Annotated in this window: 22 protein-coding genes; 9 read left to right on the top strand and 13 right to left on the bottom strand. The window is 50.4% G+C overall.

Annotation, left to right across the window (positions count from 1 at the left end):
* Position 1 precedes the first annotated feature (1 nt).
* On the bottom strand, positions 2–3,277 hold the full coding sequence (locus VNQ80_RS20115; RefSeq protein ID WP_325642091.1) for a SusC/RagA family TonB-linked outer membrane protein: 3,276 nt from the start codon (positions 3,275–3,277) through the stop codon (positions 2–4).
* A 499-nt stretch (positions 3,278–3,776) separates the two neighbouring features.
* On the opposite strand from VNQ80_RS20115, the gene VNQ80_RS20120 reads away from it, so the two are divergent.
* Complete coding sequence (locus VNQ80_RS20120) at positions 3,777–4,151, top strand: helix-turn-helix transcriptional regulator (RefSeq protein WP_325642093.1); 375 nt, start codon at positions 3,777–3,779, stop codon at positions 4,149–4,151.
* On the opposite strand, the gene serS is transcribed toward VNQ80_RS20120, so the two are convergent.
* Complete coding sequence (serS, locus tag VNQ80_RS20125; protein WP_325642095.1) at positions 4,148–5,419, bottom strand: serine--tRNA ligase; 1,272 nt, start codon at positions 5,417–5,419, stop codon at positions 4,148–4,150. The two genes, VNQ80_RS20120 and serS, sit on opposite strands and share 4 nt — an antisense overlap.
* 37 nt (positions 5,420–5,456) lie before the next feature.
* Between serS and rsmI the strand changes: the two genes are divergently transcribed.
* Genes rsmI through VNQ80_RS20140 form a run of 3 tightly spaced genes read left to right on the top strand, consistent with a single transcriptional unit; the run spans position 5,457 to position 8,875 of the window.
* Positions 5,457–6,137, top strand: coding sequence for a 16S rRNA (cytidine(1402)-2'-O)-methyltransferase (gene rsmI, locus VNQ80_RS20130; RefSeq protein WP_325642097.1), 681 nt, complete (start codon positions 5,457–5,459; stop codon positions 6,135–6,137).
* A gap of 50 nt (positions 6,138–6,187) precedes the next feature.
* Entirely contained in the window at positions 6,188–7,195 is a 1,008-nt protein-coding gene (locus VNQ80_RS20135; RefSeq protein ID WP_325642099.1) for a LacI family DNA-binding transcriptional regulator, read from the top strand.
* A gap of 57 nt (positions 7,196–7,252) precedes the next feature.
* The gene (locus VNQ80_RS20140) at positions 7,253–8,875 is read left to right on the top strand and encodes an ABC-F family ATP-binding cassette domain-containing protein (RefSeq protein ID WP_325642101.1); all 1,623 of its coding nucleotides are present in this window, start codon (positions 7,253–7,255) and stop codon (positions 8,873–8,875) included.
* 22 nt (positions 8,876–8,897) lie between these two features.
* On the opposite strand, the gene VNQ80_RS20145 is transcribed toward VNQ80_RS20140, so the two are convergent.
* Genes VNQ80_RS20145 through holA form a run of 4 tightly spaced genes read right to left on the bottom strand, consistent with a single transcriptional unit; the run spans position 8,898 to position 11,079 of the window.
* On the bottom strand, positions 8,898–9,233 hold the full coding sequence (locus VNQ80_RS20145) for a type II toxin-antitoxin system PemK/MazF family toxin (RefSeq protein WP_325642103.1): 336 nt from the start codon (positions 9,231–9,233) through the stop codon (positions 8,898–8,900).
* Positions 9,223–9,453 carry a hypothetical protein gene (locus tag VNQ80_RS20150; RefSeq protein ID WP_325642105.1) on the bottom strand — a complete coding sequence of 77 codons (231 nt, stop codon included), beginning with the start codon at positions 9,451–9,453 and terminating at the stop codon, positions 9,223–9,225. The genes VNQ80_RS20145 and VNQ80_RS20150 overlap by 11 nt, the downstream gene beginning before the upstream one ends.
* 52 nt (positions 9,454–9,505) lie before the next feature.
* Positions 9,506–10,063, bottom strand: coding sequence for a hypothetical protein (locus VNQ80_RS20155; RefSeq protein ID WP_325642107.1), 558 nt, complete (start codon positions 10,061–10,063; stop codon positions 9,506–9,508).
* Positions 10,064–10,074: 11 nt separating this feature from the next.
* Positions 10,075–11,079, bottom strand: a complete 1,005-nt coding sequence (gene holA / locus VNQ80_RS20160) for a DNA polymerase III subunit delta (RefSeq protein ID WP_325642109.1) — start codon at positions 11,077–11,079, stop codon at positions 10,075–10,077.
* Positions 11,080–11,158: 79 nt separating this feature from the next.
* Here holA and VNQ80_RS20165 point away from each other — a divergent pair, with 79 nt between their 5' ends.
* The 5 genes from VNQ80_RS20165 to VNQ80_RS20185 all read left to right on the top strand — a co-directional run bounded on the left by VNQ80_RS20165 (position 11,159) and on the right by VNQ80_RS20185 (position 15,977).
* Positions 11,159–11,611, top strand: coding sequence for a type I restriction enzyme HsdR N-terminal domain-containing protein (locus VNQ80_RS20165; RefSeq protein WP_325642111.1), 453 nt, complete (start codon positions 11,159–11,161; stop codon positions 11,609–11,611).
* A gap of 172 nt (positions 11,612–11,783) precedes the next feature.
* Positions 11,784–12,485: an ATP-dependent Clp protease proteolytic subunit gene (locus tag VNQ80_RS20170; RefSeq protein WP_325642113.1), complete on the top strand. Its 702-nt coding sequence runs from the start codon at positions 11,784–11,786 to the stop codon at positions 12,483–12,485.
* Positions 12,486–12,487: 2 nt separating this feature from the next.
* Positions 12,488–13,729 (top strand): ATP-dependent Clp protease ATP-binding subunit ClpX, encoded by a 1,242-nt coding sequence (gene clpX / locus VNQ80_RS20175; RefSeq protein WP_325642115.1) that lies wholly within the window; start codon positions 12,488–12,490, stop codon positions 13,727–13,729.
* Positions 13,730–13,773: 44 nt separating this feature from the next.
* Positions 13,774–14,595, top strand: coding sequence for an AMP nucleosidase (locus VNQ80_RS20180; protein ID WP_325642117.1), 822 nt, complete (start codon positions 13,774–13,776; stop codon positions 14,593–14,595).
* 20 nt (positions 14,596–14,615) lie between these two features.
* Positions 14,616–15,977: a pyridoxal-phosphate dependent enzyme gene (locus VNQ80_RS20185; protein ID WP_325642119.1), complete on the top strand. Its 1,362-nt coding sequence runs from the start codon at positions 14,616–14,618 to the stop codon at positions 15,975–15,977.
* Positions 15,978–16,037: 60 nt separating this feature from the next.
* Here VNQ80_RS20185 and VNQ80_RS20190 read toward each other — a convergent pair whose 3' ends face one another.
* The 7 genes from VNQ80_RS20190 to VNQ80_RS20220 form a co-directional block, all read right to left on the bottom strand.
* Entirely contained in the window at positions 16,038–16,670 is a 633-nt protein-coding gene (locus VNQ80_RS20190) for a YceI family protein (RefSeq protein ID WP_325642121.1), read from the bottom strand.
* Between the two features lie 116 nt (positions 16,671–16,786).
* A complete protein-coding gene (murA, locus tag VNQ80_RS20195; protein ID WP_325642123.1) occupies positions 16,787–18,112 on the bottom strand; it encodes a UDP-N-acetylglucosamine 1-carboxyvinyltransferase in 1,326 nt (441 codons plus the stop codon).
* Positions 18,109–18,765 (bottom strand): DUF4290 domain-containing protein, encoded by a 657-nt coding sequence (locus VNQ80_RS20200; protein WP_325642125.1) that lies wholly within the window; start codon positions 18,763–18,765, stop codon positions 18,109–18,111. The genes murA and VNQ80_RS20200 overlap by 4 nt, the downstream gene beginning before the upstream one ends.
* A gap of 22 nt (positions 18,766–18,787) precedes the next feature.
* Positions 18,788–21,058, bottom strand: a complete 2,271-nt coding sequence (locus VNQ80_RS20205; protein ID WP_325642127.1) for an ATP-dependent helicase — start codon at positions 21,056–21,058, stop codon at positions 18,788–18,790.
* Positions 21,059–21,114: 56 nt separating this feature from the next.
* Positions 21,115–22,695, bottom strand: a complete 1,581-nt coding sequence (gene dnaB, locus VNQ80_RS20210) for a replicative DNA helicase (protein WP_325642401.1) — start codon at positions 22,693–22,695, stop codon at positions 21,115–21,117.
* 396 nt (positions 22,696–23,091) lie between these two features.
* Positions 23,092–24,306 (bottom strand): aminoacetone oxidase family FAD-binding enzyme, encoded by a 1,215-nt coding sequence (locus tag VNQ80_RS20215; protein ID WP_325642129.1) that lies wholly within the window; start codon positions 24,304–24,306, stop codon positions 23,092–23,094.
* A gap of 17 nt (positions 24,307–24,323) precedes the next feature.
* Positions 24,324–25,382: an oxidoreductase gene (locus tag VNQ80_RS20220; RefSeq protein WP_325642131.1), complete on the bottom strand. Its 1,059-nt coding sequence runs from the start codon at positions 25,380–25,382 to the stop codon at positions 24,324–24,326.
* Between the last annotated feature and the right edge of the window lie 17 nt (positions 25,383–25,399).

The following is a 25,399-nucleotide window of genomic DNA, read 5'->3' on the forward strand; positions in this document are numbered from 1 at the left end:
ACTAGAATGAAAAGCGCAAATTAAAGCCGATACCACGTGTGCCGGGCAATTGCGCTCTTTCGCCATCTATAGCGCTGACTTCACCCGGATCAAAGTCCTTTGTTTTGGCGTATAACAACCAAGGATTGGTTGCCACCAGCGAAACCTGGGCGCTTCGAACGTAATTACCGAGGTTGAGCTTTTGTACCGGTATTTGATAACCCAACGAAATTTCACGCAACTTCACAAACGTCAAGTCATAAACGTAGTCATCAAACGTCAAGTTATTGTATGCGCCATGGAAATAATCCTGCGCATCTACATAGTAATCAACGGGCTCATTGTCCGCATTAACCCCGAAAACATGCACCCCGCCACCATCTGCCACCGCGTCACGAATCGGATTGCCGAGATCGTTCAATACAGCGGTACGAGCAGTCAATCCGCTATATGACCCCCACATGTTCGACAGGGAAACGAACTTACCGCCAAACTGATAGTCGATATTCACCGTTAGATTAAAGTCTTCCAAAAAGGTAAACGAATTTTGGACACCACCGGTTACACGGGGGAGCACGCTACCAAAAAACACATTGGGATCATTCTGATAAGATCCATCGCCTGTTAGGATAGGGACGCCGTCATCGTTTCGCAAAATCCCATTACCATAGATTTGACCCCAGCGCATCTTCTCTTGGTGTATCATATAGGGCAGCGTGGTACCCCAAACACGGGAGCCAGCTATACTTGTAATCTGCTTGATTTCGTATTTTTCGCTCACTTCCAACACATCATTTTCAATCAGGTTCGAATATGTTGCCCCAAGTGTCCATTCAAATTTGGGGAGATTAACCGGGGTTACCGTGAGTTGCACGTCAATGCCCCGTTTCGATATCTTGCCGATGTTGGTCAGGATGGACGTGTAACCGCTAGCGCCATTGAGACTTAGCGGCTGCGGAAAATCAATGTCTGACCCATCCCAATACGTGAACGAAAGGCCTATACGGTCTCTCCCGGTGTTATCACGGAAAAAGCCAAGATCAACCCCCAAGTCCATCTGACTGACAACTGACCCACTGATTTCGGGGTCAACTAATTGGTCCGGTGTGCTCATTAAAAAGTTGTTACCCCATTTGAATTGATTGACTCCATAAGCAGCCCCCGGATAGAGGTACGCCCCGAATCGTGTCGAAGTCGCTCCCAGCGCTTTCGGAATTTCGCCCCAAGCGGCGCGAAGTTTACCATAACTAAACCAGTTGTTCTTCGGAAGCACATCGCTAAAGACAAACGAGGCTCCAAACGACTTGGAAAGAACGGCATTGTTATCTTCCGGTAGCGTTGAAAACCAGTCATTGCGTAGTGTAAAATTAAAGAATACCAGGTTTTTATAACCGAGTACACCTGACCCAAAAATCGCATTGTACCGCTCTTCAAGGCGCGTATTGAAAATCGACGGCTCATTTACCGAATTGGAAATTGTAAACAAATCCGGCGCATTCAGCCCTTGGTTGGTGTTTGCTTCGTTGGTCTTACTAAGGTACCTGAAAAAGTCGGCCCCTAAGGTAGCGGATATCGAAAAATCATCGATTTCTTTCTGATACCTAGCTAGGAAATCGAGGTTTTCACGGTTGGAATACGTAGTTCCCGTACCGTAGTAGCCGAAGTTAAGTGGATTATTACCTTGCGTTTGCAAGCCGCTTTCATTGAGACGCGTGCTGTATTTATCTTCATAGAATGTGGTGTTCTGTTGTTTTCTATACGTACCCGTCAAGCTAAGCCCTTCCATAATATGGTAAGTCAAGGAAATGTCTCCAAACAACCGGTCCCGCTGATTAATCCGATCTAACAAGTCGTAATAGGTATACATATTATACCAATAGTTCGCCGCATAGAAACCACGTTCGTTGGTGGGGCTATAGCTCGACGGATTGGTATGGTTCCAGCTTGCATAAATGCCATCCGGTGTGGTTAGCCCTCGAAGTTCTTTCAGAATATCCATATCCAGATTCCGGTGAAACCACTGACTAAACGCTCCTGTCGACTGATTTGAATATTCATCGTCAATTTCACCGATTAGCTGCCGCCTTACATAATTGACATTGGCGGATAGGGTCAAGTACTTATTAACGTGGTAATCCGTCATCAAATTAATTTGGTTCTTATTGAGGTTTGAAGTCGGCAACAAACCATTTACGTAGGTATTGTTATACGTGAACTTCAAATTCAATTTATCAGCAGACGAACTGAACGTAATTGAATTGTTCAGCACCGCGCCGGTTTCGAAAAAGTCACGGGCATTATCCGGTTGCGGAACCAACGTAGCGGTCTGATAAGAACGACTATGGCCACCGTACCATGCATACCAAGGGATATATTCCTGGCCCACCATTCGAGGTCCCCAGCTTGCATCGTCGTTATAGTCGTGATAATATTTACCGTCCAAAGCCTTCCATTCCTCCGGATGCCCCTCAAGCCACGTATATTTAATTAGGTTACTTGAGCCTCCACCTGCATAGGAGTTTTGATAATTGGGCATAATATAGGGGCTCTGAAACTGAGCACCAAGGTTAACGGTGATTCCCACACCGGGCGACTTGCGCCCTTTCTTCAACGTGATAACAATCGCACCGTTTGCACCTTGCGACCCAAACTGAGCAGATGCCGCTGGTCCCTGCAAGATTGACACGCTCTCGATATCGTCTAAAACCAGATCGTCAGAATTAGGCAAAATCGTACCATCAACCACATAGATCGCGCCCTCTCCGGCACCAAAGCCAGAAGCGCCCCGTAGACGCACCTGGGTTTCCCGGCCGAGTGCGGCCGCTGACTGACCGCGTAGTTGCAATCCCGCAACCTTGCCTGCCAATGCGGAGTTGATACTCGGCTGGCGGATCACGTTTACGTCTTCAGCATCGAGTACTTGCGCACTATAGGATACCGATCGACTTGTCTGTCGAGTGCCGTAAGCGCCAGTTACGACTACTTCATCGATTGCGGTGGCACCTGGCTTCAACGTGACGTCAATTATCGATCGTGAGCCGACCTCTTCGACAACGGTTTCAAAACCGAGTGACCGAAATTGTAACTCGGTGGCGCCAACGGGTATCACGATGCTGTACTGCCCATCTAGATTCGTCTGAACAGTTGCCGAGCTTCCCACCGCGCTAACGGTAACACCGGGCAATGGACTTGCATCGTCCGCTGAAATCACCTTCCCACTGATTCTCCTTTCTTGAGCATATGCCGATCCGATCAGCAATATCCCCAACATAAAAAAACCAAGTAATCTTTGTTTCATGTGTTTTTGAATTTGGTTACTTAATTAATTGATTGGTTTCCGGAAACCCGGATGTCTTTAATGAAGGCTACTCCCTAATTTCAGGTATAATACGGCAATTGCGTACATCATACGTTCGCGGCATAATCCACCCTGTCACTTCCAAGAAAGTAACCTTCCTATTCGTTTACCTATTAGTTTATGATGCCGGAAGACTGACCGACAACATGTTTACTTGTGTGCTAGTAAATGTATTCGAAAAATCTGCTTGTGTGTGTTTGTATAAATTTTGTGTTTGAAATAAATGTGTGCCTGTGCGTTTTTTAAAATAAATGAGCTGTGTGTACTGATTAAGCTTAATATATTAGTTAGTTTTCGCCAACATAGGGGCGGCAAATTGATTCGTTGATGACAAATGTAAATTTTTAATTTACAAAAACAAAATTATGTTAAAATAAAATTTACATGCAACATTTTTGAATCGGCAGGCGTCTTATAATCAAACCGTACGGAGAAAACTATGAAAAAAAAGACATTAGGCGAAATAATCAAGGAAACGATGAAGGAGAAGGGCATTAAGAGCTCTGCGGTGGCGCGGAAAATGAATTTATCCCGACAGGCCATCAGCCAGATCGATTCCCGCAAGAAATTCGACCTCGAATTCCTGCAACGTCTAAAGGAAGCCTCCGGATTGGATTTTACCGCTGTCGCTTACGAAAAAATCGCCGACGACAAAATAGCCAACGACCACGACGAACAACCTTCCGATTCGGCCCACGGCATTACCATAAATATCAGGGTAACTCCCAAAGACAAGGAAAAGCTAGACAACCTGCCTTCGTTTATTGAAGAAGTCGAGGAGTCGGGCAAACGGTATGGGTTCGAACTCACTTAATCCACCCACTCGAAACCGGCATACGGCACCAGCACTTCGGGCACCTTTATGCCTTTTTCCATTTGGTTGTTTTCCAGAATGGAAGCAAGAATGCGCGGTAACGCCAATGCACTGCCATTGAGGGTATGCGCCAGCTGCGTTTTGCTCCCATCGCCCTTGAATCGCACTTTCAGCCGATTGGCTTGGTATGTCTCGAAATTCGACACGGAAGATACTTCCAGCCAACGCTGCTGGGCGGCACTCCACACTTCCATATCATAGGTAAGCGCAGCGGTGAAGCCCATATCGCCCCCACAAAGCCGAAGTACGCGGTATGGGAGCTTGAGCGCTTGCAACAAGGATTGCACATAGGTGCTCATCTCTTCCAGTACGCCGTACGATTTGTCGGGATGAACAATCTGCACGACTTCCACCTTGTCGAACTGGTGTAAGCGGTTGAGTCCGCGCACGTGTGCGCCATACGATCCGGCTTCACGGCGAAAACAGGGGGTATAGGCTGTGTGCTTAATCGGAAAATCGCTTTCCTTCACGATGGTATCGCGGTACAGGTTGGTAACGGGTACCTCTGCGGTAGGGATGAGGTACAGGTCGTCAACGCCCACATGGTACATCTGTCCCTCCTTATCGGGAAGCTGGCCTGTACCGAAGCCCGACGCTTCGTTGACCAATATGGGTGGCTGCACTTCCTTATAACCGGCTTGCTCGGCTCGGTCGAGAAAAAAATTGATCAAGGCCCGTTGCAACCGCGCCCCTTTACCTTTATATACCGGGAATCCCGCTCCGGTTACCTTGGTGCCCAGCTCGAAGTCGATGATATCGTATTTGGTGGCAAGCTCCCAGTGGGGCAAAGCGCTTTCCGGCAATTCGGGGCGATTGCCGTGCTGCAATACCACTTCATTGTCGTCAGCGCCGACGCCCTTCGGTACAGATTGGTGTGGTAAGTTGGGCAGCAGTACCAGCTTTTCGTACAACTTGGCTTCAACGGTAGCCAATTCATCGGCCAACTGCCGCTGCTGCTCTTTATATCCGGCCGATTGGGCTTTCGATGCCTCCGCTTCATCACGTTTACCCTGACGCATCAGTTCACCGATTTGCCGCGCCGCGGCATTCGCCGTTGCGGCAATGGCGTCGGATTCGGTCTGGACCTGCCTGCGGCGCTCATCGAGTGCGATCACTTCTTCCACCAATTCCAATCCCTGGAAGTTCCGGACGGCCAAACGTTCAATCACCTGATCGCGGTTTTCGCGGATATAATTAACTTGCAACATATTTTTCTTTTACTTTGTACCGGCAAAAATAGTAAAAATGCTTTACCTCGTACCCACTCCCATCGGCAACCTCGAAGATATGACCATGCGTGCTATCCGCATACTCAAAGAAGCGGATTTCATCCTCGCTGAAGACACACGCACGAGCGCTCCAATGCTCAAGCATTTCGACATCGGGGGGAAAGTATTTGCCCACCACCAGCATAACGAGCATAAGGCTGTGGCCGAAATCATCCGTTTTTTAGCGGAAGGCAAAACCGTTGCCCTGATATCCGATGCTGGCACACCGGCAATTTCCGATCCCGGATTCTTGCTCGTGCGCGAAGCAATCAAACAGGGTATCGCGGTGCAATGCCTTCCCGGTGCCACAGCGTTTGTACCGGCGTTGGTTGCCTCGGGCCTTCCTTGCGACCGGTTCTGCTTCGAGGGGTTCCTTCCGGTAAAGAAAGGGCGGCAGACCCGACTGATGGCATTGGAGCAAGAAACCCGCACGATGATCTTTTACGAGTCGCCCCACCGCTTACTTAAAACACTGGCGGAATTTATCACGGTATTCGGTGAGGAGCGTCCGGCATCAGTGTCGCGTGAAATCAGCAAAATTTATGAAGAAACCGTACGTGGCCCCCTATCCGAACTCAAGGATCATTTCGAAATCCACACACGCAAGGGAGAGTTTGTCGTTTGTGTACAGGGTATGGCGCCTAACCAACGAATATAGTTGCATATACACGCAACTTTAGCTAAGTTTGTGCAAACGAGATACGAACTGTGTTCAAGCCCATTACCCTCAAAGATATCGCACAGGCATTGAATCTATCGCCATCCACCGTGTCGCGTGCACTTAGTGACAGTTACGAAATCAACGAGGAGACCAAGAAACGGGTACTGGATTATGCCGAGCAGCACAATTACCGGCGCAACCCTATCGCGTCTAGCCTCCGCCATGGGCGCAGCTACTCCATCGGGGTGGTGGTATGTGAGGTAGCCAACAGCTTCTTCTCCCAAGCAATAGACGGTATCGAGTCGGTGGCCTACGGCAAGGGCTACCACGTAATCATTTCGCAAAGCCACGATGCCTACGAGCGCGAGGTGGTGAATGTCCAACATTTGGCCAACCGTGCCGTGGATGGCTTGTTAATTTCGATGTCGGCCGAGACGAAGGATTTCTCCCACATCGTGAAATTACATGAACGGGGGCTACCCATCGTTTTTTTTGATCGCGTTATCGATGCCTTCGACACCCACACGGTTACATCCAACAACCGCTCGGGTGCACAGAACGCCACACAGTCGCTCATTGGCCGTGGCTTCAAGAAAATCGCACACCTCGCCAACGCGCCGCACCTTTCCATCACCGCCGAGCGCATGGAAGGGTACCGGGAGGCATTGGAAGACAGCACGGTCGAATTGGATGAGTCACTCATCCGCTATTGCCACCACGGCGGACGCGTACAACAAGAGGTGGAGGATGCCGTCAACTACTTCCTCAATCTGGACGAAAAGCCAGATGCCATTTTTGTGGCCAGTGATCGGCTGAGTATGGGCTGCCTCAGTGCATACAATAAGCTGGTGCCCAAAGAAATGCATCCCGCCATAGCGGGATTTTCCAACTCGGATGTATTGGACCTCTTCCAACCTGACTTTACCTGTGTGCGACAGCCCGCGTTTGAAATGGGCCGTGTGGCGATGGAAATGCTCATCCAACTGATCGAAAGCCGATATCCGGTATACGAATTTGAAAACACCGTGCTGGAAACGAAACTCATTGTGCGGTAAGCCCCCCTATTACAGCCCCACTCGCTATTTCCCTTTTTAAACCGTAACTTTGCGCCCATGATTAATGTATCCAATCTTTCGCTCCGCTATGGCAAGCGGGTTTTGTTTGAAGACGTCAACCTCAAATTCACGCCTGGCAACTGCTATGGCATCATCGGTGCCAACGGCGCAGGGAAATCCACATTCCTCAAAATTATCTCGGGCGATGTGGACCCCACGAGTGGCTCGGTAAGCTTCACCCCGGGCGAGCGGATGGCCGTACTCAAACAGGATCACTACGCGTTTGATGAATATTCGGTAATCGAAACGGTGATGATGGGCCACCAGGAGCTGTATAACATCATGAAAGAAAAGGATGCCATCTACGCTAAGGAAGATTTTTCCGATGCGGATGGTGAGCGGGCGGGCGAGCTGGAAGCAAAATTTGCCGAAATGGACGGCTGGAATGCCGAAAGCGATGCCGCGACGTTACTCAGTAACCTGGGTATCGACGAGGGCCTACACTATAAACTGGTTAAAGAACTGGATGGGAACCAGAAGGTACGTGTGCTCCTGGCACAAGCGCTTTTTGGCAGTCCCGATATCTTACTACTCGACGAGCCAACCAACGACCTTGACATCCATACTATTGCGTGGCTGGAGGATTTCCTGGCTGGCTACGAAGCCATTGTATTGGTCGTATCGCACGACAGGCACTTCCTCGACTCCGTGTGTACCCACGTGGTCGACATCGACTTTGGTAAGATGACCATCTATACGGGCAACTATTCGTTCTGGTATGAATCGAGCCAATTGGCGTTAAAGCAACGTGCCGACCAGAATAAAAAAATGGAAGATAAGGTGAAGGAATTGCAGGAGTTCATCCGCCGGTTCAGTGCCAATGCTTCCAAATCCAAGCAGGCTACCAGTCGGAAGAAAGCGCTGGAAAAGATTAACTTGGAAGAGATCAAGCCTTCCAACCGGAAGTACCCCGCCATCATGTTTAACACGATGGCCCGCGAAGCGGGCGATCAGATCCTGCAGGTGGAGAACCTTGGTAAAACAATCAATGGCGAAACATTCTTCCGTGATGTGAATTTCATGGTCAATAAAGGTGACAAAATCGCCGTACTTTCCCAAAACAGCTTGGCCACCACCGCTTTTTATGATATCCTTACCGGGCGCGACAACGATTATTCAGGTAGCTTCAAATGGGGCGTCACCATCAGCATTGCTGACATCCCCATGGACAATAGTCCGTATTTCGAAGGTAAAACGGAGAACCTTATTGACTGGCTACGCGAGTATTCAGCGGGCGACAAAGATGAGCAGTTCATCCGCGGCTTCCTGGGCAAGATGCTGTTTTCGGGCGAAGAGGTATTGAAGAAGTGTTCCGTGTTATCCGGTGGTGAAAAAATGCGTTGCATGTTTTCGCGGATGATGCTGCAACAGGCCAACATGCTGCTGTTCGACGAGCCGACGAACCACCTGGACCTCGAATCGATCACCGCGCTCAACAATGGGATGGTGGATTTCCGCGGGAGCATCCTGTTCACCTCGCGCGACCACGAACTGACGCAGACGGTGGCCAACCGCATCATCGAGCTGACACCGAACGGAATCATCGATAAACTGATGAGCTACGACGATTACATCAACAGTGAAGCGGTAAAAGAGCAACGGGAAGCGATGTACGTCTAAATTAGGAAGGGGTAAGCTGATTTCAGCTATCCAATACGATACTGATGTTTTCTTTTAATTTGGCGATTTGGTTGGCAGTAAGCTGGCCAAGCCGCTTAATTAACCGCTTATTGTCTATTGCCCGTATTTGGTCAACGAGCACGTCACTTTGCCGATCGAGCTGCCCTTCTTTCAAATGAACCCTCAGCACCTCAATATCGGGTTGAACATTGGTTGTTATTGGGCATATGATTGTTGATAGATGTACGCTATTGAGCATATCTGTCTGTATCACGACCACGGGCCTCGTCTTGCCAGGCTCTGTTCCCCTGGTGGGATTCAAATCGGCCAGCCAGATGTCATACTGCCTAATCTGCATCCATCAGTTTTTCAAATTCACGCAGCACGTTCATCGACTCGGCACTTGTCAGCTTAGATTCCTTAGCCAGCTTACTTTTCAAAAGCCTCCTCTTATTGTACGCGTTATATGCCGCCACCGCCTCGTTGATATAACGATTCCTCGCCAATTTCAACTTAGCCGTAATTTCCTCCGAATCAGCGAATACATCGTCATCCAATTTTAATGATAAAGACTTCATATCACACCTCCTTTACACAAAGGTATATCTTTTTGGTATATACTCAAAACTTTCAATGCACAAACAACCCCACAGTGAGGAAAATACTGTGCTGATGAAAGCTTCTGCCTGAAAAGCGAGAGTCGAACTGCTGAAAGCCATAACCGGTGCTAAACAACAGGTCTGAACCAACAACCAGCATATGGCCGTAGGTGATGCCGGCCTTCCCCACAAATCCCCTGAAGAAATCGGCCCCGATACTGGGCGCATAACCAGCATTGGCCAGCACACCGAACCTGCCCAATGCCGACACCGCTGCCAGGGGCACCCTGAAATCAGCAAATATCGGCAACGTATTGACCCGACGGGTAGACCGGCTGCCGTCGGCCAAGGTAGCCCGCCCCCGGTATACATCATTGCCGATGCCTAGGCCGAGGTACGTCCGGTCATAAAAATTACGGCCGAATGCAAACTGGAATTGATAGCCATGCATCACGGGTTGATCGACCGATGTGCCCATACCGAAAATCCCTCCTGCCTGCAACAGCGTATACGTATCACGGCGCTGCGCTTGGGCAGAAAAACAGGTATAGCACAATAGAAATAAAAGTATTATCGTATATTTATTCATCGTGGGTTTTGTCAATAAAGTATCTTATAAACCAATTCCTTCAGTAAGTCGCCTTGTTCCAGGTTTACGGCGTTTAGCCCTTTCGATTTCAAATCGCATTCGCGCAGATGATTGATGATATCGAATGTTTTGCGTCTATTGTAGGTACGGGCGGCCACATCGTACTCCTTTGTGAAAAACGGATGCACACCCAGCTCACGCGACAATGACTGGGGTGATTTATCCGTCAAGTAATGGTACTTCAATACTTTGGTGAAATACCCGCCCATTGCCCCTAATATCACCGGCATGGGGTTGCTACGTGGATTGGCAGCAAAGTAATCGACGATACGGAACGCTTTGGCCGTATCGCGTTTTGCTAGTGCGGTGGTAAGCTCGAAAACATTGAAATCTTTACTGATCCCGATATTACGCTCAATGTCTTGAACGGAGATTTCCTGTTCTTTGGGCACGTTGAGCATGAGCTTTTCGAGCTCGTTGACGACTTTAGACAGGTCGGTACCGAGATACTCGGCCATCATGGCCGCCGCCTGTGGATGGATACGCCAGCCCCTGTCCTTCACAAACGTATTAATCCAAGGGGCCACCTTGTCGTCGTATAGCTTCGGCGACTCGAGAACGACGCCCACTTTTTCGGCTACTTTATAGACCTTACGCCGTTTATCAAACTTGCCGTGTTTATAGGCTAGCACGAGCACCGTGCTCTTCATCGGGTTCTCGAGATACGACACCAAAAGCTCATCTTCCTTCCATTTCAGGTTCTGGGCTTCTTTGACGATGATGACCTGGTAATTGCTCATCATGGGGTACCGCCGGGCGGCACTCACAATCGTGGTGAAGTCTGTATCCTTACCATACAGTACCGTTTGGTCAAATCCCCGCTGCGCTTCATCAAGCACCTGCGTTTCAATGCAGTCACTCACCACATCGATCGCATAGGATTCCTCACCATGAAGCAGGTATACCGGCTGGAGCTTCCTGCCCTTTACATCGGAAATGATTTTATTGGTATCCATTTTTCCTTAGTGATCCAAAACGCGATCCGTCCATCTTTCTGGGTTGCCAAATTACACATTTAAACGCTACTTTTGCAACATGTTTACTCCCATACCCCTCAATTTGCCAGCTTATGCAGCCAATATCCAGCGGGATGGCGCGAAGCTACTCATATTTGATGAGTTGCGGAAGAAACAACTTGTGCTCACTCCCGAGGAATGGGTACGCCAACATTGGATAAACCACCTCATCCACGGAAAACGATACCCGCGGTCGCTCATCAAAATAGAAGGTGGATTAACGCTCAACTCCATGCCGAGGCGGACCGATTTGGTGGTTTACGACACCCAGGGGAACAAAATACTGCTGGCGGAATTCAAGGCACCAGCCGTAAAAATTACGCAGGCTGCGTTCGAACAGGTGGCCCGCTACAATATGGTGCATCGAGTGCCCCTCCTGCTTGTGAGCAATGGTTTACAGCATTATTACTGCCGCATCCATTTCGACGAGGAACGGTTCGAATTCCTTGCGGATTTACCCAGTTACCGATAACACATCAGCGCCCACGCTGAACCGACAGGGTGGCAGTGCGCTGACACGGCATTTTGGCAGGGGGCCCTTCATACCACCCGATGGCGCGATGTTTGACTCACTAGAAATACCACACGGATATTTAATATTTCGATGAAATCACATATATTAGCAAGATAATAGAAGAGAAACCATGAGTATTGATAAAAACGAATTCAGAAAATATGCTATTAAGCACCACCGGATCGGCAGCCAACATGTGGATGGTTTTATCGGCCGTGTGGAACGTAAAATGCTGCCCACGTCACTTACGCCGTATATCATTGAGGAACGCCAAATGAACGTTGCCCAGATGGACGTGTTTTCGCGGTTGATGATGGATCGTATTATTTTCATGGGCGATCCTGTGGGTGACCAAGTAGCCAATATCATCCAGGCTCAGCTCCTATTCCTCCAATCGGCCGATGCGCAACGCGACATCCAGATTTACATCAACTCCCCCGGGGGTAGTGTGTATGCCGGATTAGGCATCTACGACACCATGCAGTACATCACGCCGGATGTGGCCACCATCTGTACGGGTATGGCTGCTTCCATGGCTGCCGTATTGCTGTGCGCCGGTGCTAAGGGAAAACGCGCCGCACTTACCCATTCACGGGTGATGATACACCAGCCTTCAGGGGGTGCCCAAGGGGTTGCTGCCGATATGGAAATCAACCTCCGCGAGATGCTGAAAATCAAGAACGAACTTTACGAAATCATCGCGCTACATTCAGGAAAAAGCTACGACTGGGTAGAGAAATCGTCGGATCGCGATTACTGGATGACGTCTTCTGAAGCCAAAGAACACGGGATGGTGGATGAAGTATTAACATCCAAAAAGAAGGAAAAATAACCATGGCAAAGAATACGAAGGAAGTCACCTGTTCATTCTGCGGCGTCCGGAAGCAGGACGCACTGATGCTCATTGCGGGCGACGGTGCGCATATCTGCGACCGGTGCATTGCCCAGGCAGGTGAAATACTGACGGAGGAGATGAACCTCCGCAAGAGCAAGGCGCTGCAAACCACGCTTAAGCTCATACGTCCTATCGAAATCAAAGAACATTTGGATCAGTATGTGATCGGTCAGGACGATGCTAAGAAAGTGATGGCTGTATCGGTATACAACCACTATAAGCGCTTGAACCAAAAGGTTGATAAGGATGAGATTGAACTGGAAAAATCAAACATCATCATGGTGGGCGAAACGGGCACAGGGAAAACGCTGCTCGCCAAAACAATTGCCAAAATCCTGAACGTACCGTTTTGTATCTGTGACGCAACGGTATTGACGGAAGCGGGCTATGTGGGTGAAGATGTGGAAAGTATCCTCACGCGACTCTTGCAAGCTGCAGATTACGACGTAGCCGCTGCAGAACGTGGAATCATCTACATCGACGAGATCGATAAGATAGCCCGCAAAAGCGATAATCCTTCCATCACGCGCGACGTGTCGGGCGAAGGTGTGCAGCAGGCCCTATTGAAAATTTTGGAAGGCACCATTGTAAACGTACCACCACAGGGCGGGCGCAAGCATCCCGACCAAAAGATGATTGCCGTAAACACCAACAACATCCTGTTCATGTGCGGCGGCGCGTTCGATGGTATCCAGAAAAAGATTGCCAATCGCCTGCGCACCCAAACCATCGGATACAAGGTAAACCAGGATGAGGCGGAAGTGGACGTAAACAATCTGTTGAAATACATTACGCCGCAAGACCTGAAGAGCTACGGTCTTATTCCGGAATTGATCGGCCGGTTGCCGGTCCTCACCTACCTCAACCCGCTCGATAAAGCGACGTTGCTGAATATCCTCACTGAGCCGAAAAATGCATTGATCAAACAGTACCAGAAACTGTTTGAATATGAGGACGTGGAATTGAAGTTCGACGACGATGTATACCAGTTCATCGTGGATAAGGCCAATGAATTCAAGCTCGGTGCGCGGGGGCTCCGATCCATCTGCGAGGCCATCATGCTGGATGCCATGTTCGAAATCCCATCCGATAAGGGTGAACAGAAAACATTGTATATATCGCTCGAATACGCGAAACATAAATTCGAGAAGTCCGATTTGAAGAAGCTGAAAGCAGCATAACGTTTCTCCCCCCGCCGAAAACGGGGGGATTTCATTTTATGTCCATGGCAAAAAGCAAAAACATACCTCCGCAGACCCCCATCAAACCGGGCCTGAAGAACAAAGAGGATATCGTGGAGAACTGGCTACCACGGTATACCAATCGGCCATTGGACGAATTCGGGGACTACGTTCTGCTGACGAACTTCTCCAACTACGTAAAGCTCTTCTCGGAGATGCATGACAATGCGCCCATCCTTGGACTGGATAAACCGATGCAAAGTGTAACGGCCGAAGGAATCACCATCATCAATTTCGGGATGGGTAGCCCGATGGCGGCTACCATCATGGACCTGCTTTCGGCGATATCGCCAAAAGCGGTGCTGTTTCTTGGCAAAGCGGGCGGACTGAAAAAGAAAAATAAGATCGGCGACCTGGTACTGCCCATCGCAGCGATACGGGGCGAAGGAACCTCAAACGACTACTTTCCTCCCGAAGTACCCGCACTGCCGGCATTTGCCCTGCAAAAGGCTATTTCCACAACCATACGCGACCATTCGCTCGATTATTGGACCGGTACCGTGTATACGACCAACAGACGGGTATGGGAGCACGATAGGGATTTCAAGAAATACCTCAAAAGTATCCGCGCCATGCTGGTTGATATGGAAACTGCCACCATTTTTTCTGTCGGCTTTGCCAACAAAATACCGACGGGCGCACTTCTCCTGGTGTCGGACCAGCCGATGATACCCGAGGGGGTAAAAACGGTAGAAAGTGATTCCAGCGTAACGGCTGAATTTGTGGAAACCCATCTGACCATCGGTATTGAGTCGCTCCGTCAGCTCATCAACAACGGACTGACCGTGAAACACTTGAAATTTTAATCACCGAAATCACAAGCGTTATGTGGCACAACAATATACTGGAGACGATCGGCAACACGCCCATGGTTAAGCTCAATCGCATCACCAGCGCGATGAAGGGCACGATATTGGCAAAAATAGAAACCACCAACCCAGGCAATTCCATCAAAGACCGTATGGCGGTGAAGATGATCGAAGATGCGGAGGCAGCGGGACTGCTCAAACCGGGCGGTACCATCATCGAAGGCACGTCGGGCAATACGGGTATGGGGTTGGCCATGGCAGCGGTAATTAAAGGCTATCGATGTATCTTTACGACCACTGATAAGCAATCGAAGGAGAAAATTGATGCCTTACGGGCGTTTGGTGCCGAGGTCATTGTGTGCCCCACCAATGTAGATCCCGAAGATCCCCGCTCCTATTACTCGGTTTCCAGCCGGCTGGAGCGCGAAATACCCAATTCGTGGAAAGCGAACCAGTATGACAACCTCTCCAACACCCAGGCCCATTATGAGCAGACGGGGCCTGAAATCTGGGCGCAGACCGAAGGCAGGATTACCCACCTGGTTGCCGGTGTAGGCACCGGTGGCACCATCAGCGGGGCGGGTAAGTACCTCAAGGAAAAGAATCCCGACATCGTCGTTTGGGGCATCGACTCGTACGGCTCGGTATTCAAAAAATACAAAGAGACTGGTATTTTCGATAAGAATGAGATCTATCCGTACATTACCGAAGGTATCGGTGAGGACTTCCTGCCTAAAAACGTAGATTTTGACGTCATCGACCACTTCGAGAAAGTAACCGACAAAGATGCGGCATTAATGACGCGCGATCTGGCCCGGAAGGAAGGTATCTTTGCGGGCAATTCGGCGGGGGCTGCCGTGGCCGGTTTGCTCCAGCTCGGCAACCAACTCAACGATGATTCGGTAGTGGTCGTCATTCTACACGACCACGGTTCGCGCTATATGGGCAAGATGTACAATGAGGATTGGCTCCGCGAACGCGGATTCCTGGAAGACGAGAAACTAACGGCCCAGACCATACTCAAGAAACGGGGCGATGTGCCTTTGGTTATGGCCGATGTGGAACAGTCGGTCATCGAAACATTCAATAGCATGAAGACGCTCAACATCTCGCAGATTCCCGTAACCCAACGGGGCATGATCATTGGCAAGGTGACTGAATCGGACATCCTCAACGCCCTATTAGAAAACCCGGCGTTGAAATCGGCTGGCGTCATGGAAATCTGCACGCCGTCCTTCCCCTTTGTCGATCTCCGGACGTCCATCGACAAAATATCGTCACTTATCCACAAAGACAACCAGGCCGTATTGGTCGAAGATGAATATGGCAAAATTGCCATCATTACCCAATACGACATCATCAACGCCATTTCTGTATAAAGAAAGCCCGTCTCACCTGAGGCGAGACGGGCCCTAATCTAGATCGACCGCGCCTAATACCTACGCACCGGCTACGAGTGTCACTTTAAAGTTGATTTCTTTGCTGATCAGGTCGTCCGCTTGACCCGCATAATTCACACCCCAGTCTTCACGGGCGATATTGAAATCGGCCGTTGCCTTTACTGCGCTCTCGCTTGCTTCCTGCACCTGTGCATCGAACGTGATGCTCTTAGTGACCCCACGGATGGTTAAGTTGCCTGAAACGGTAACCGTACCGGCTTCCGCACCATCTTGCACGCTAGTGATTTCGAAATTAGCTTCGGGATGGTTATCCACATCGAAGAAATCAGCGGACTTCAGGTGGCCTTCCAGCTTACCTTTGTATTCGCCATCCAGATCATGGTTGGCAATGGTTGTCAGGTCCATGACGAAACTGCCACCTACGAGTTTGCCGTCTTCCACGGCCAACGTACCAGATTTGATCTGGACATCACCGTGGTGTTCGCCGCTCACCTTTCTACCAGTCCAATGTACCGTAGACTGTTCGGTATCGACAACCAGCTCGTTAGCGGTATGCGACATAGCCGCTTCGCCTACATTGTCCGATGTTTCCGCTCGTTTTCCTTCAGGGTTGCCTACGCATGACGCCAGCACCAATGCGCCCGCTGCCAATGTTAATACTACTTTTTCCATGTTTTTTGACGATTAAGTAATTATATGGTTAAACATTAATTTTACAAAAATAGGGAAGCTGTTTGTTTTCCATTAGTTTATATAGGCAAATTAACAATTGCCAGACAAAAATGTTTTCAGGAAAGTTTTGGATCTGCTTGGATACGCTTAATATCGGCACCCAATGCCTGCAACCGCTGCTCGATGTCCTGGTAGCCTCGTTCGATCTGCTCGATGTTGTGGATAACGGATTTTCCTTGGGCAGAGAGGGCGGCAATCAACAGCGAAACCCCCGCCCGGATATCCGGCGACGTCATTTCGATGCCGCGCAGCTTGAAGGCATTATCGAGGCCGATCACCGTGGCCCGGTGCGGATCACAGAGAATAATCTGTGCACCCATATCGATCAGCTTGTCAACAAAAAACAGCCTGCTTTCGAACATCTTTTGATGGATCAATACATTGCCTTTGGCTTGCGTAGCCACCACCAATACAATACTCAGCAAATCGGGTGTGAACCCCGGCCATGGTGCATCTGAAATGGTCAGGATTGAGCCATCGATAAAGGTATCTATTTCGTAGCTGCGCTGCGCGGGTATGTAAATATCATCCCCGCGAAGTTCAAACTGGATACCTAACTTGGCAAATACGGTTGGGATAATACCCAATTCGTGGAAATGCACATCCTTGATGGTCAGCTCGGACCCTGTCATTGCAGCCAGTCCGATAAAAGAGCCCACTTCGATCATGTCTGGCAACATCCGATGGTCGGTACCACCCAGCCTATCCACCCCCTCGATGGTCAATAGATTCGAACCAATACCCGAAATCTTCGCCCCCATACGGTTCAGCATTTTACACAGCTGCTGGAGGTAAGGTTCGCATGCAGCATTATAGATGGTGGTTGTACCCTTGGCGAGCACTGCGGCCATCACGATATTGGCGGTACCGGTTACCGACGCCTCCTCCATGAGGATATATGTTCCCGTGAGGTTGGTTGCGTCGACATTGAAAAAGTGTGTTTCGGCATCATAGTGAAAGCGGGCACCTAATTTCTCGAATCCCAGGAAATGGGTATCGAGCCTGCGGCGTCCGATCTTGTCACCCCCTGGTTTCGGGATAGCTGCCCGGCCGAACCGGGCCAGCAAGGGTCCGACAATCATGATCGAGCCACGCAAGCCACTGCCTTTGGCTTTGAATTCCGGTGATTTGAAATAGTCAAGGTTGATATCTTTGGCCCGAAAGGTATATGTGGCCTTGTCGAGCCGATGTACCTCGACCCCCAAATCTGCCAGCAGCTCGATAAGCTTGTTCACATCCTTAATATCGGGGATGTTACTGATGGTTATCGTTTCGTCGGTGAGCAATACCGCCGACAGGATTTGGAGTGCCTCGTTTTTGGCCCCTTGGGGAATGATCTCCCCTGTTAGCGACTTCCCACCGTGTATTTCGAAGGCATTCAATACTTTTTCTTTTTCTTTTGCGGCTGCTTCTTATTTTTCCCGTTATTATTTTGAGGCGTGCTTCCCCCCTTGGTACGGCTACCCGGAGGCGGGGTTTTGAAATCAAGCTTCGTCAACGTCACATCGGGCGAGAGCTGCAGCTCGCCGCCTGAAAGCTCGCGGAGGTCAGCAAGGATGGCATCATCCTCTACCGAATCCTTATTCCAAGTCAAGTAGGCCATTTTCATGAAATTGGCAATGGAGAGCGTCATGCTTTGCCTCTTCTCCGTATCCTTCATCATCTTGGCTCGATCAATCATTTCCTCGATGGTATGACCATAATGCTTGAACCTGATGCGGTGCTGCGGATAATCGAGCAGTTCGGGTTTGGGATGGATTGAGCCCTTGTCGGGCGTGGGGTACGGCGAGTCCACATCGATCTTAAAATCGGATATGATATGCAGGTGGTCCCACAGTTTGTGCTTGAAATCAGCCACATCACGAAGGTGGGGATTGAGGAATCCCATCATGTCAATGACCACCTGTGCATGGCGGTTACGCTCTTCCTTGCTGGGCAACGTGCAGATATAATCCACCATATTTTGCACATTCCGGCCATATTCGGCCAAGATCAGCTTCGGCCGTGTGCTATTATAATCAAAGTTTACTTCCATAGTTGTTTCGTTTTTATTCCGCTTATCCCACGATTCGCAATTTCGCAAATTTAAGCAACAATTGTTTCTGACCCAATTCTTTGAAGAAAATAGTTGCCTTCACGTCATTTTTGTTGCCTTCCACTTGGATCACTTTGCCAAAGCCGAAGCGTTCATGCTCGACTTCCATGCCTACTTGCAGGTTGGTGGTATCGGACGGCGTGAATCCCGGTGTTGGCGTATGTGCTTTGGGCAGTAACGTTCGCGTTTTGGGCACTATTTTCGGTTTCGGTTTGGTAAATACGTCCCGCTCACCCCACGCAGACCGCTCATCGGCAAACGATGCGCTGCTTTCGGGGGCTGACCGTGGCTTAAAATCCAGCTCCAGATAGGCCGGGTTCAGCTCATCTAGAAATCGGCTGGGCTCGCAGTTGTTCAACGTACCCCAGCGGTACCGTGAGGTCGCGTAGCTGAGCGTAAGCTTCTTCTCCGCGCGTGTCACCGCCACATAGAAGAGCCGCCGCTCCTCTTCGAGGTCACTGCGCGAGTTGAGCGACAGCTGCGATGGAAAGAGGTTTTCTTCCAGTCCCACGATAAACACGTGTGGAAACTCCAGCCCTTTCGACGAGTGGATGGTCATCAGCGATACCGTATCGGCATTGGGATTTTTGTCGTTGTCATCGTTGGTAAGCAGGGCCACATCCTGCATGAATACGTCGAGTCCCCGATCTTCGATATCTTCGCGCTCACTGAATTCCTTGATACCATTAAGCAGTTCCTGGATATTTTCATAGCGACTGAGGCCTTCCACGGATTTGTCGGCATAAAGGTCTTTCAATATCCCCGAATGCTGGGCAATATGCATGGCGGCGTCATAGGCCGGATGGTTCTTAGCTTCCACCTGGAAGCCCTGTATCATCGCTGCAAACGCTCCCACAGCACCTGCACTGCGCCCGTCGAGGTGGGCGGTGGGGTTGCTGATGACTTCCCACAGGGTGATCTGGCGTTGGTCGGCTGCAATACGGATACGATCCAGCGTGGTGTCGCCGATACCCCGGCGTGGATAGTTAATTACGCGCTTGATGGCCTCCTCATCGTTCGGGTTGAACGTTAGCCTGAAGTACGCGATCAGGTCTTTGATTTCCTTGCGCTGGTAGAAGGAGGTACCACCATAGATTTTATAGGGGATGTTGATTTTCCGGAGCGCCTCTTCCATGGCGCGCGACTGTGCATTGGTACGGTAAAGGATCGCGAAATCGCGGTAGTTCCCGCCGTGTAGGGCACGTTCCTGTGCAATCGCTTCCGACACGATCTTGCCTTCCTCGTTATCGCTGAACGCCCTGTTCACCTTGATTTTCTCGCCGGTTTCGTTTTCGGAAAATACGTGCTTTTGCAGCTGGTTTTTGTTATTGGCGATGATGCTGTTGGCCGCATTCACGATATTCTGGGTAGACCGGTAGTTCTGCTCTAGCTTAAAGACCTTCAGGTCGGGATAGTCTTTCTCGAAATTGAGGATGTTCTGGATATTCGCCCCACGGAACGCATAGATACTCTGCGCATCATCGCCCACCACACAGATGTTTTCGTTGATGGCGGCCAGCTTACGCACGATGAGGTATTGCGAAAAGTTAGTGTCCTGGTACTCATCCACCATCAGGTACTTGAATTTATGCTGGTATTTATGGAGTACATCAGGGCACTCGCGGAAAAGTACGTTAGTTTTGAACAACAGGTCGTCGAAGTCCATGGCGCCGGCTTTATAGCAGCGCTGGGTATACGTCAGGTAAATCTGTCCCATTTGCCCGCGGCCGTTGGCGAAATCGTCTGCTTGGAGCTGCTCATTACTGTTGTATTCCTGTGCCGAAATGAGGTTGTTTTTGGCGGCGGAGATGCGGTTGTAAACGAAGTTTGCATTGTACAGCTTATCGTCTAGTTGCATCTCTTTCAGTATGGCCCTGATTAGGCTTTTGCTATCGTCCGTATCGTAGATGGTAAAATTGCGTGGATAGCCGATGTGCTCGGCTTCGATGCGCAATATCTTAGCAAATACCGAGTGGAAGGTCCCCATCCAAATGTTCTTTGCCTCATTGCCCACCACGCCCATGATGCGCTGGCGCATCTCTTTAGCCGCCTTATTGGTAAAGGTAAGCACCAAAATATGGAACGGGTCTACGCCGTTGCGGACCAAGTGGGCCACGCGGTAGGTGATTACCCGGGTTTTCCCGGAGCCCGCACCCGCTACGATCATCACAGGCCCTTCGGTTTGTTCTACAGCAGCCCGTTGCGAAGGGTTTAAACCAGCTAAATAATCCAAAATCCGTTTACGCTAAATTCTTCCTCGATTACGGTGTAAAGGTACGAAATTTCAGGTTAAAAAGGCGAATCGTCGCTCATGTCATTCATGCGCGATTGTCGCGTGATACTTCCCGGCTGATCGAATGAGGCAGATGGTGCCATGCCTGATGAAAACGAATCTGAATCGCCGAATGCGGCCCCTCCACCGAACGAAAAATCGTCTTCCAGATCGGCAAACTTCACGTATTTGCCGATAAACCGGAGCTGCACCGTACCTGTTTCTCCGTTCCGGTGCTTAGCGATGATGATCTCGCCAACGCCGGCAGTTGGCCGCCCGGCTTCGTCTTCCGTAAGACCATAGTATTCGGGGCGATAGAGGAACAACACCATATCGGCGTCCTGCTCGATGGAGCCAGATTCCCGAAGGTCGGACAACATGGGCCTTTTGCTTCCACCGGGGCGACTTTCCACCGCACGGCTCAGCTGCGATAGGGCGATGACGGGGATATTCAGTTCCTTGGCCACCGACTTGAGCGACCGGGATATGCTACCGATTTCTTGTTCGCGGTTACCACCTTTGCCGTCGTTCTTGCCATGCATGAGCTGCAGGTAATCCACGATAACCATCTGGATGTCGTATTGTGCTTTCAGTCGCCTGCATTTGGCCCGGAACTCAAAAATATTGAGCGCCGGCGTATCATCGATGAGCAACGGTGCCTGGGTAAGTCTTCCGATGCGCGAGTGGAGCTGCGTCCACTCGTGGTCGGCCAAATTGCCTTTACGGAGTTTCTCCTGCTCAATTTCGGTTTCGCCTGCGATGAGCCGGTTAACCAATTGCACGGACGACATTTCGAGGGAGAACACCGCCACAGGCTTATCGTGGTCTACCGCTGCGTTACGCGCACAGCTCAATACGAAGGCGGTCTTTCCCATAGCCGGGCGGGCGGCCACGATCACCAGATCCGAAGGCTGCCAACCCGACGTCATCCGGTCCAATTCGGTGAAGCCCGAGGGCACACCGGTAAGGCCGTCCGTACGGTCGCGTAGGGTCTCCAGCGCCTCCACAGCCTCGCGCATGATATCGTCCATCTTACGCGTATCTCGCCGCAGGTTGTTTTGAGCAATATCAAACAGGCTTTTCTCGGCGTGGTCTAACAGGTCAAAAATGTCGGAAGTGTCTTCGTAGGCGTTGTTGATGATTTCGGTCGATATCTTGATCAGCTCGCGCTGAATATACTTCTGGGAAATGATGCGGGCGTGATACTCGATATTCGCGGCAGAAACGACCCTATCGGTCAACTGTGTGATATAATACGCCCCCCCTACCAGTTCCAGGGCTCCCATCTTCCGCAATTCGGCAGTTACCGTAAGCAGATCGATGGGCGACGTTTTCTGGAACAGATTGTAAATGGCTTCAAATATCTTTTGGTGTGCCTCTACATAAAATGTTTCGGGTTTGAGGATATCGATGACTTCGCTGAGTGCATTTTTTTCCAGCATGAGCGCGCCCAGTACCGCTTCTTCCAAGTCTCCGGCCTGCGGCGGCAGCTTCCCCAATCCGCTCACCAAATTATTCAGCCGTGTACGGCGCTCGGAAAAAGGACCCCGTCCCGACGCACCTATTGGATTGGAAGTATATTCATTCTGGTCTGTCATCATCTAGTTACAACAACGTTTTTATAACAATTTTCAATAAGTAGTATCGACACCGTGGTTTATCACCGGGCTTCCATAAAACAGCGTAACAAAACTAGGCAAATTTACCCACCCCTTTCCGACAAGTTCTAAACAGCCTCTTCACACTCCATTTTTTTTTATGTGTTTCCGCTTGAAACACGTGCAATTAGCAATATAACTTATTAACATCATTTGTGCAAAAAACGTTGATAAAAGTAAACGGGCCCTGACCTGCAACAAGATATGATCTTGTTAATAACTTTAACGATTGTTAATGCACCAAAAACCAAGCCACGGAAAAGCGATTCAGACCACCTTGATTAGGGAACAAATGAGTACCAATTGATTACCATTTTTCAGGGGCAAAAATACTGCTTATACCACCTGCGCAATCGCATAGCCGCTGGCCCATGCCCACTGGAAATTATAGCCCCCCAACCATCCCGTCATGTCCACCCCTTCTCCTCCGAAATACAATCCCGGTACACGCTTCGCCTCCAGCGTCTGCGGCACCAATTCATGGGTAGCTACGCCGCCGCGCATTACTTCAGCCTTGTCATACCCTTTGTCTCCCGCCGGCGTCACCGTAAACCGATGGATTGCCGTTTCAATCCGCTTCGCATCGGCTTTGCTCAGCGAGGCTATTTTGGTATCGATGGGAAGGAATTTTCCGAGCGATTCGACCAACCGGCGCGAATAAAAGTCGGCAAGCAGCTGCCGCACCAGGCGCGCACCCCCGGCCTGCCGTTCCTGCTTGATGAGCTGCCCGATGGCACCGTGCGGAAGCAAGTCGATGAAGATGGTTTCTCCCGGCCGCCAGTATGACGATAGCTGCAATATGGCCGGGCCACTGAGCCCCCAGTGTGTGAAGAGGATATTTTCTTCAAAGACCGCGCGTTTGTTAGACACCCGGCAATACACGCTGTTGCCAGCAAGGGCAGCAAACCAATCTGCGTCCTTTCCCGTGATGCTAAGCGGCACCAGTGCCGGCGCTGTGGGCACCACGTCGAGCCCGAACTGGCGGGCCGTGCGCAATGCAAAGTCGCTGGCGCCCAGTTTCGCCACGGGCAACCCGCCGCTGGCCACCACCACCGACGCCGCGCAGGTTCGCTGCACTTTGCCTTCCCGGTCAACCGATACTTCGAAGCGACCATCAGCCATCTTATCAATTGATATTACCTTGGCGTTCAGTATTATTTCTTGGCTATATTGCTGCATAAGTTTAATAAAAACGTTCACCACATCCTTTGCCTTATTACTTACCGGAAACAGCTGACCCAACGTTTTTTCTTTCCCCATGATGCCCTGTTGCTTGAAAAACCGGATGGTGTCTGCCACTGTCCATTGCGCAAACACGGGTTTGGCGAATTCCGGATCGGCCGAGACGAAATGCTCAACAGATGTATGTAAGTTGGTGTAATTGCAACGACCGCCCCCTGAAATCAGGATTTTGGCTCCCGGTCGGTCGTTGCGTTCCAACACCAGCGTATGCCTACCACGCATGCCGGCTTGGACGGCGCACATGAGTCCACATGCCCCACCCCCGACGATGATGGCGTCGTACGTTGTATGTCGTAAGTCGTAAGTCAAAAGTCGTTAGTCTATTGTCAAAAGCCTAATGTACGCCTTTCCGCCCAGCTTTGCTCGGCCAATTCGATAACGCGAATCACGTCTCGTGCCTGCTCGGGCTTCACCAACAATTCGCCTTGCCCGGTAACGGCTTCGTACACGTTCTGGTAGAAGGCCGGATAGTAGCCCCTTTCGCTGGGCAGGTATTCGGTATAGTCTTGTCCGTTCTCCAATACATTCAGTTTACCCCATATTTCTTTGGGTTCCTGCCCCCATTCGGGATCGCCTTTGGGCGATTTCCCGGCTTTAAGCGCCGCTTCCTGCGGATCGACGCCATATTTAACAAACGCACCTTCAACGCCATACAGCGCATACCTTGGCGAGGGTTCTTTAACGAGCATGGCGCCTTTAAGTGACACCTTTAGCCCGGGATAGTGGAGAATCAATTCAAAATCGTCTACCGCTTGCGCTCCGGTCCGCTGTTTGCGCAGATCGGCATTGACGGCCGATGGCCGACCGAATAGCTGTATAGACTGGTCGATGAGGTGTGCACCGAGGTCGTACAGGATGCCCGATCCGGGCAGGTCTTCCTCGCGCCATGCATTTTCCTTGAGTGTATTGCGGAAGCGGTCGTACCTCGCCTCAAAAGAGACCAGCCTGCCCAACCTTCCGCTTTCCAGCACCTTTTTCACGGTGAGGTAATCACTGTTCCACCGGGCATTGTGGTGCACGGTGAGCACCCGGCTTTGCTGGTTTGCCAACGCGATGAGTTCGTCTGCCTGCGCCGACGTATTGGTAAATGGCTTTTCGACTACCACGTGTTTGCCGGCGAGCAGGGCTGCTTTGGTAATCGAGTGGTGTACATCGTTTGAAGTGGCCACCACAACCAGGTCGATATCGTCGGCCCCGATGAGTTCTTCGATGTTTCCCACAGCTATTGCTTCCGGGTATCGCTGCTGCAATAGCTCCCGCTGTTCCTGTTTTCGGGCCGTAACGCGGTGCAACCGCAAGCCATTCACCGATGTGATGACCGGTGCATGGAACACTTGGCCGGCCGCCCCGAAGCCGACCAAACCTACATTGACTACCTTATCCATATTGATTAGCTACGTTT

The organism is Parapedobacter sp. (genome assembly GCF_035556095.1).
Taxonomy (GTDB): domain Bacteria; phylum Bacteroidota; class Bacteroidia; order Sphingobacteriales; family Sphingobacteriaceae; genus Parapedobacter.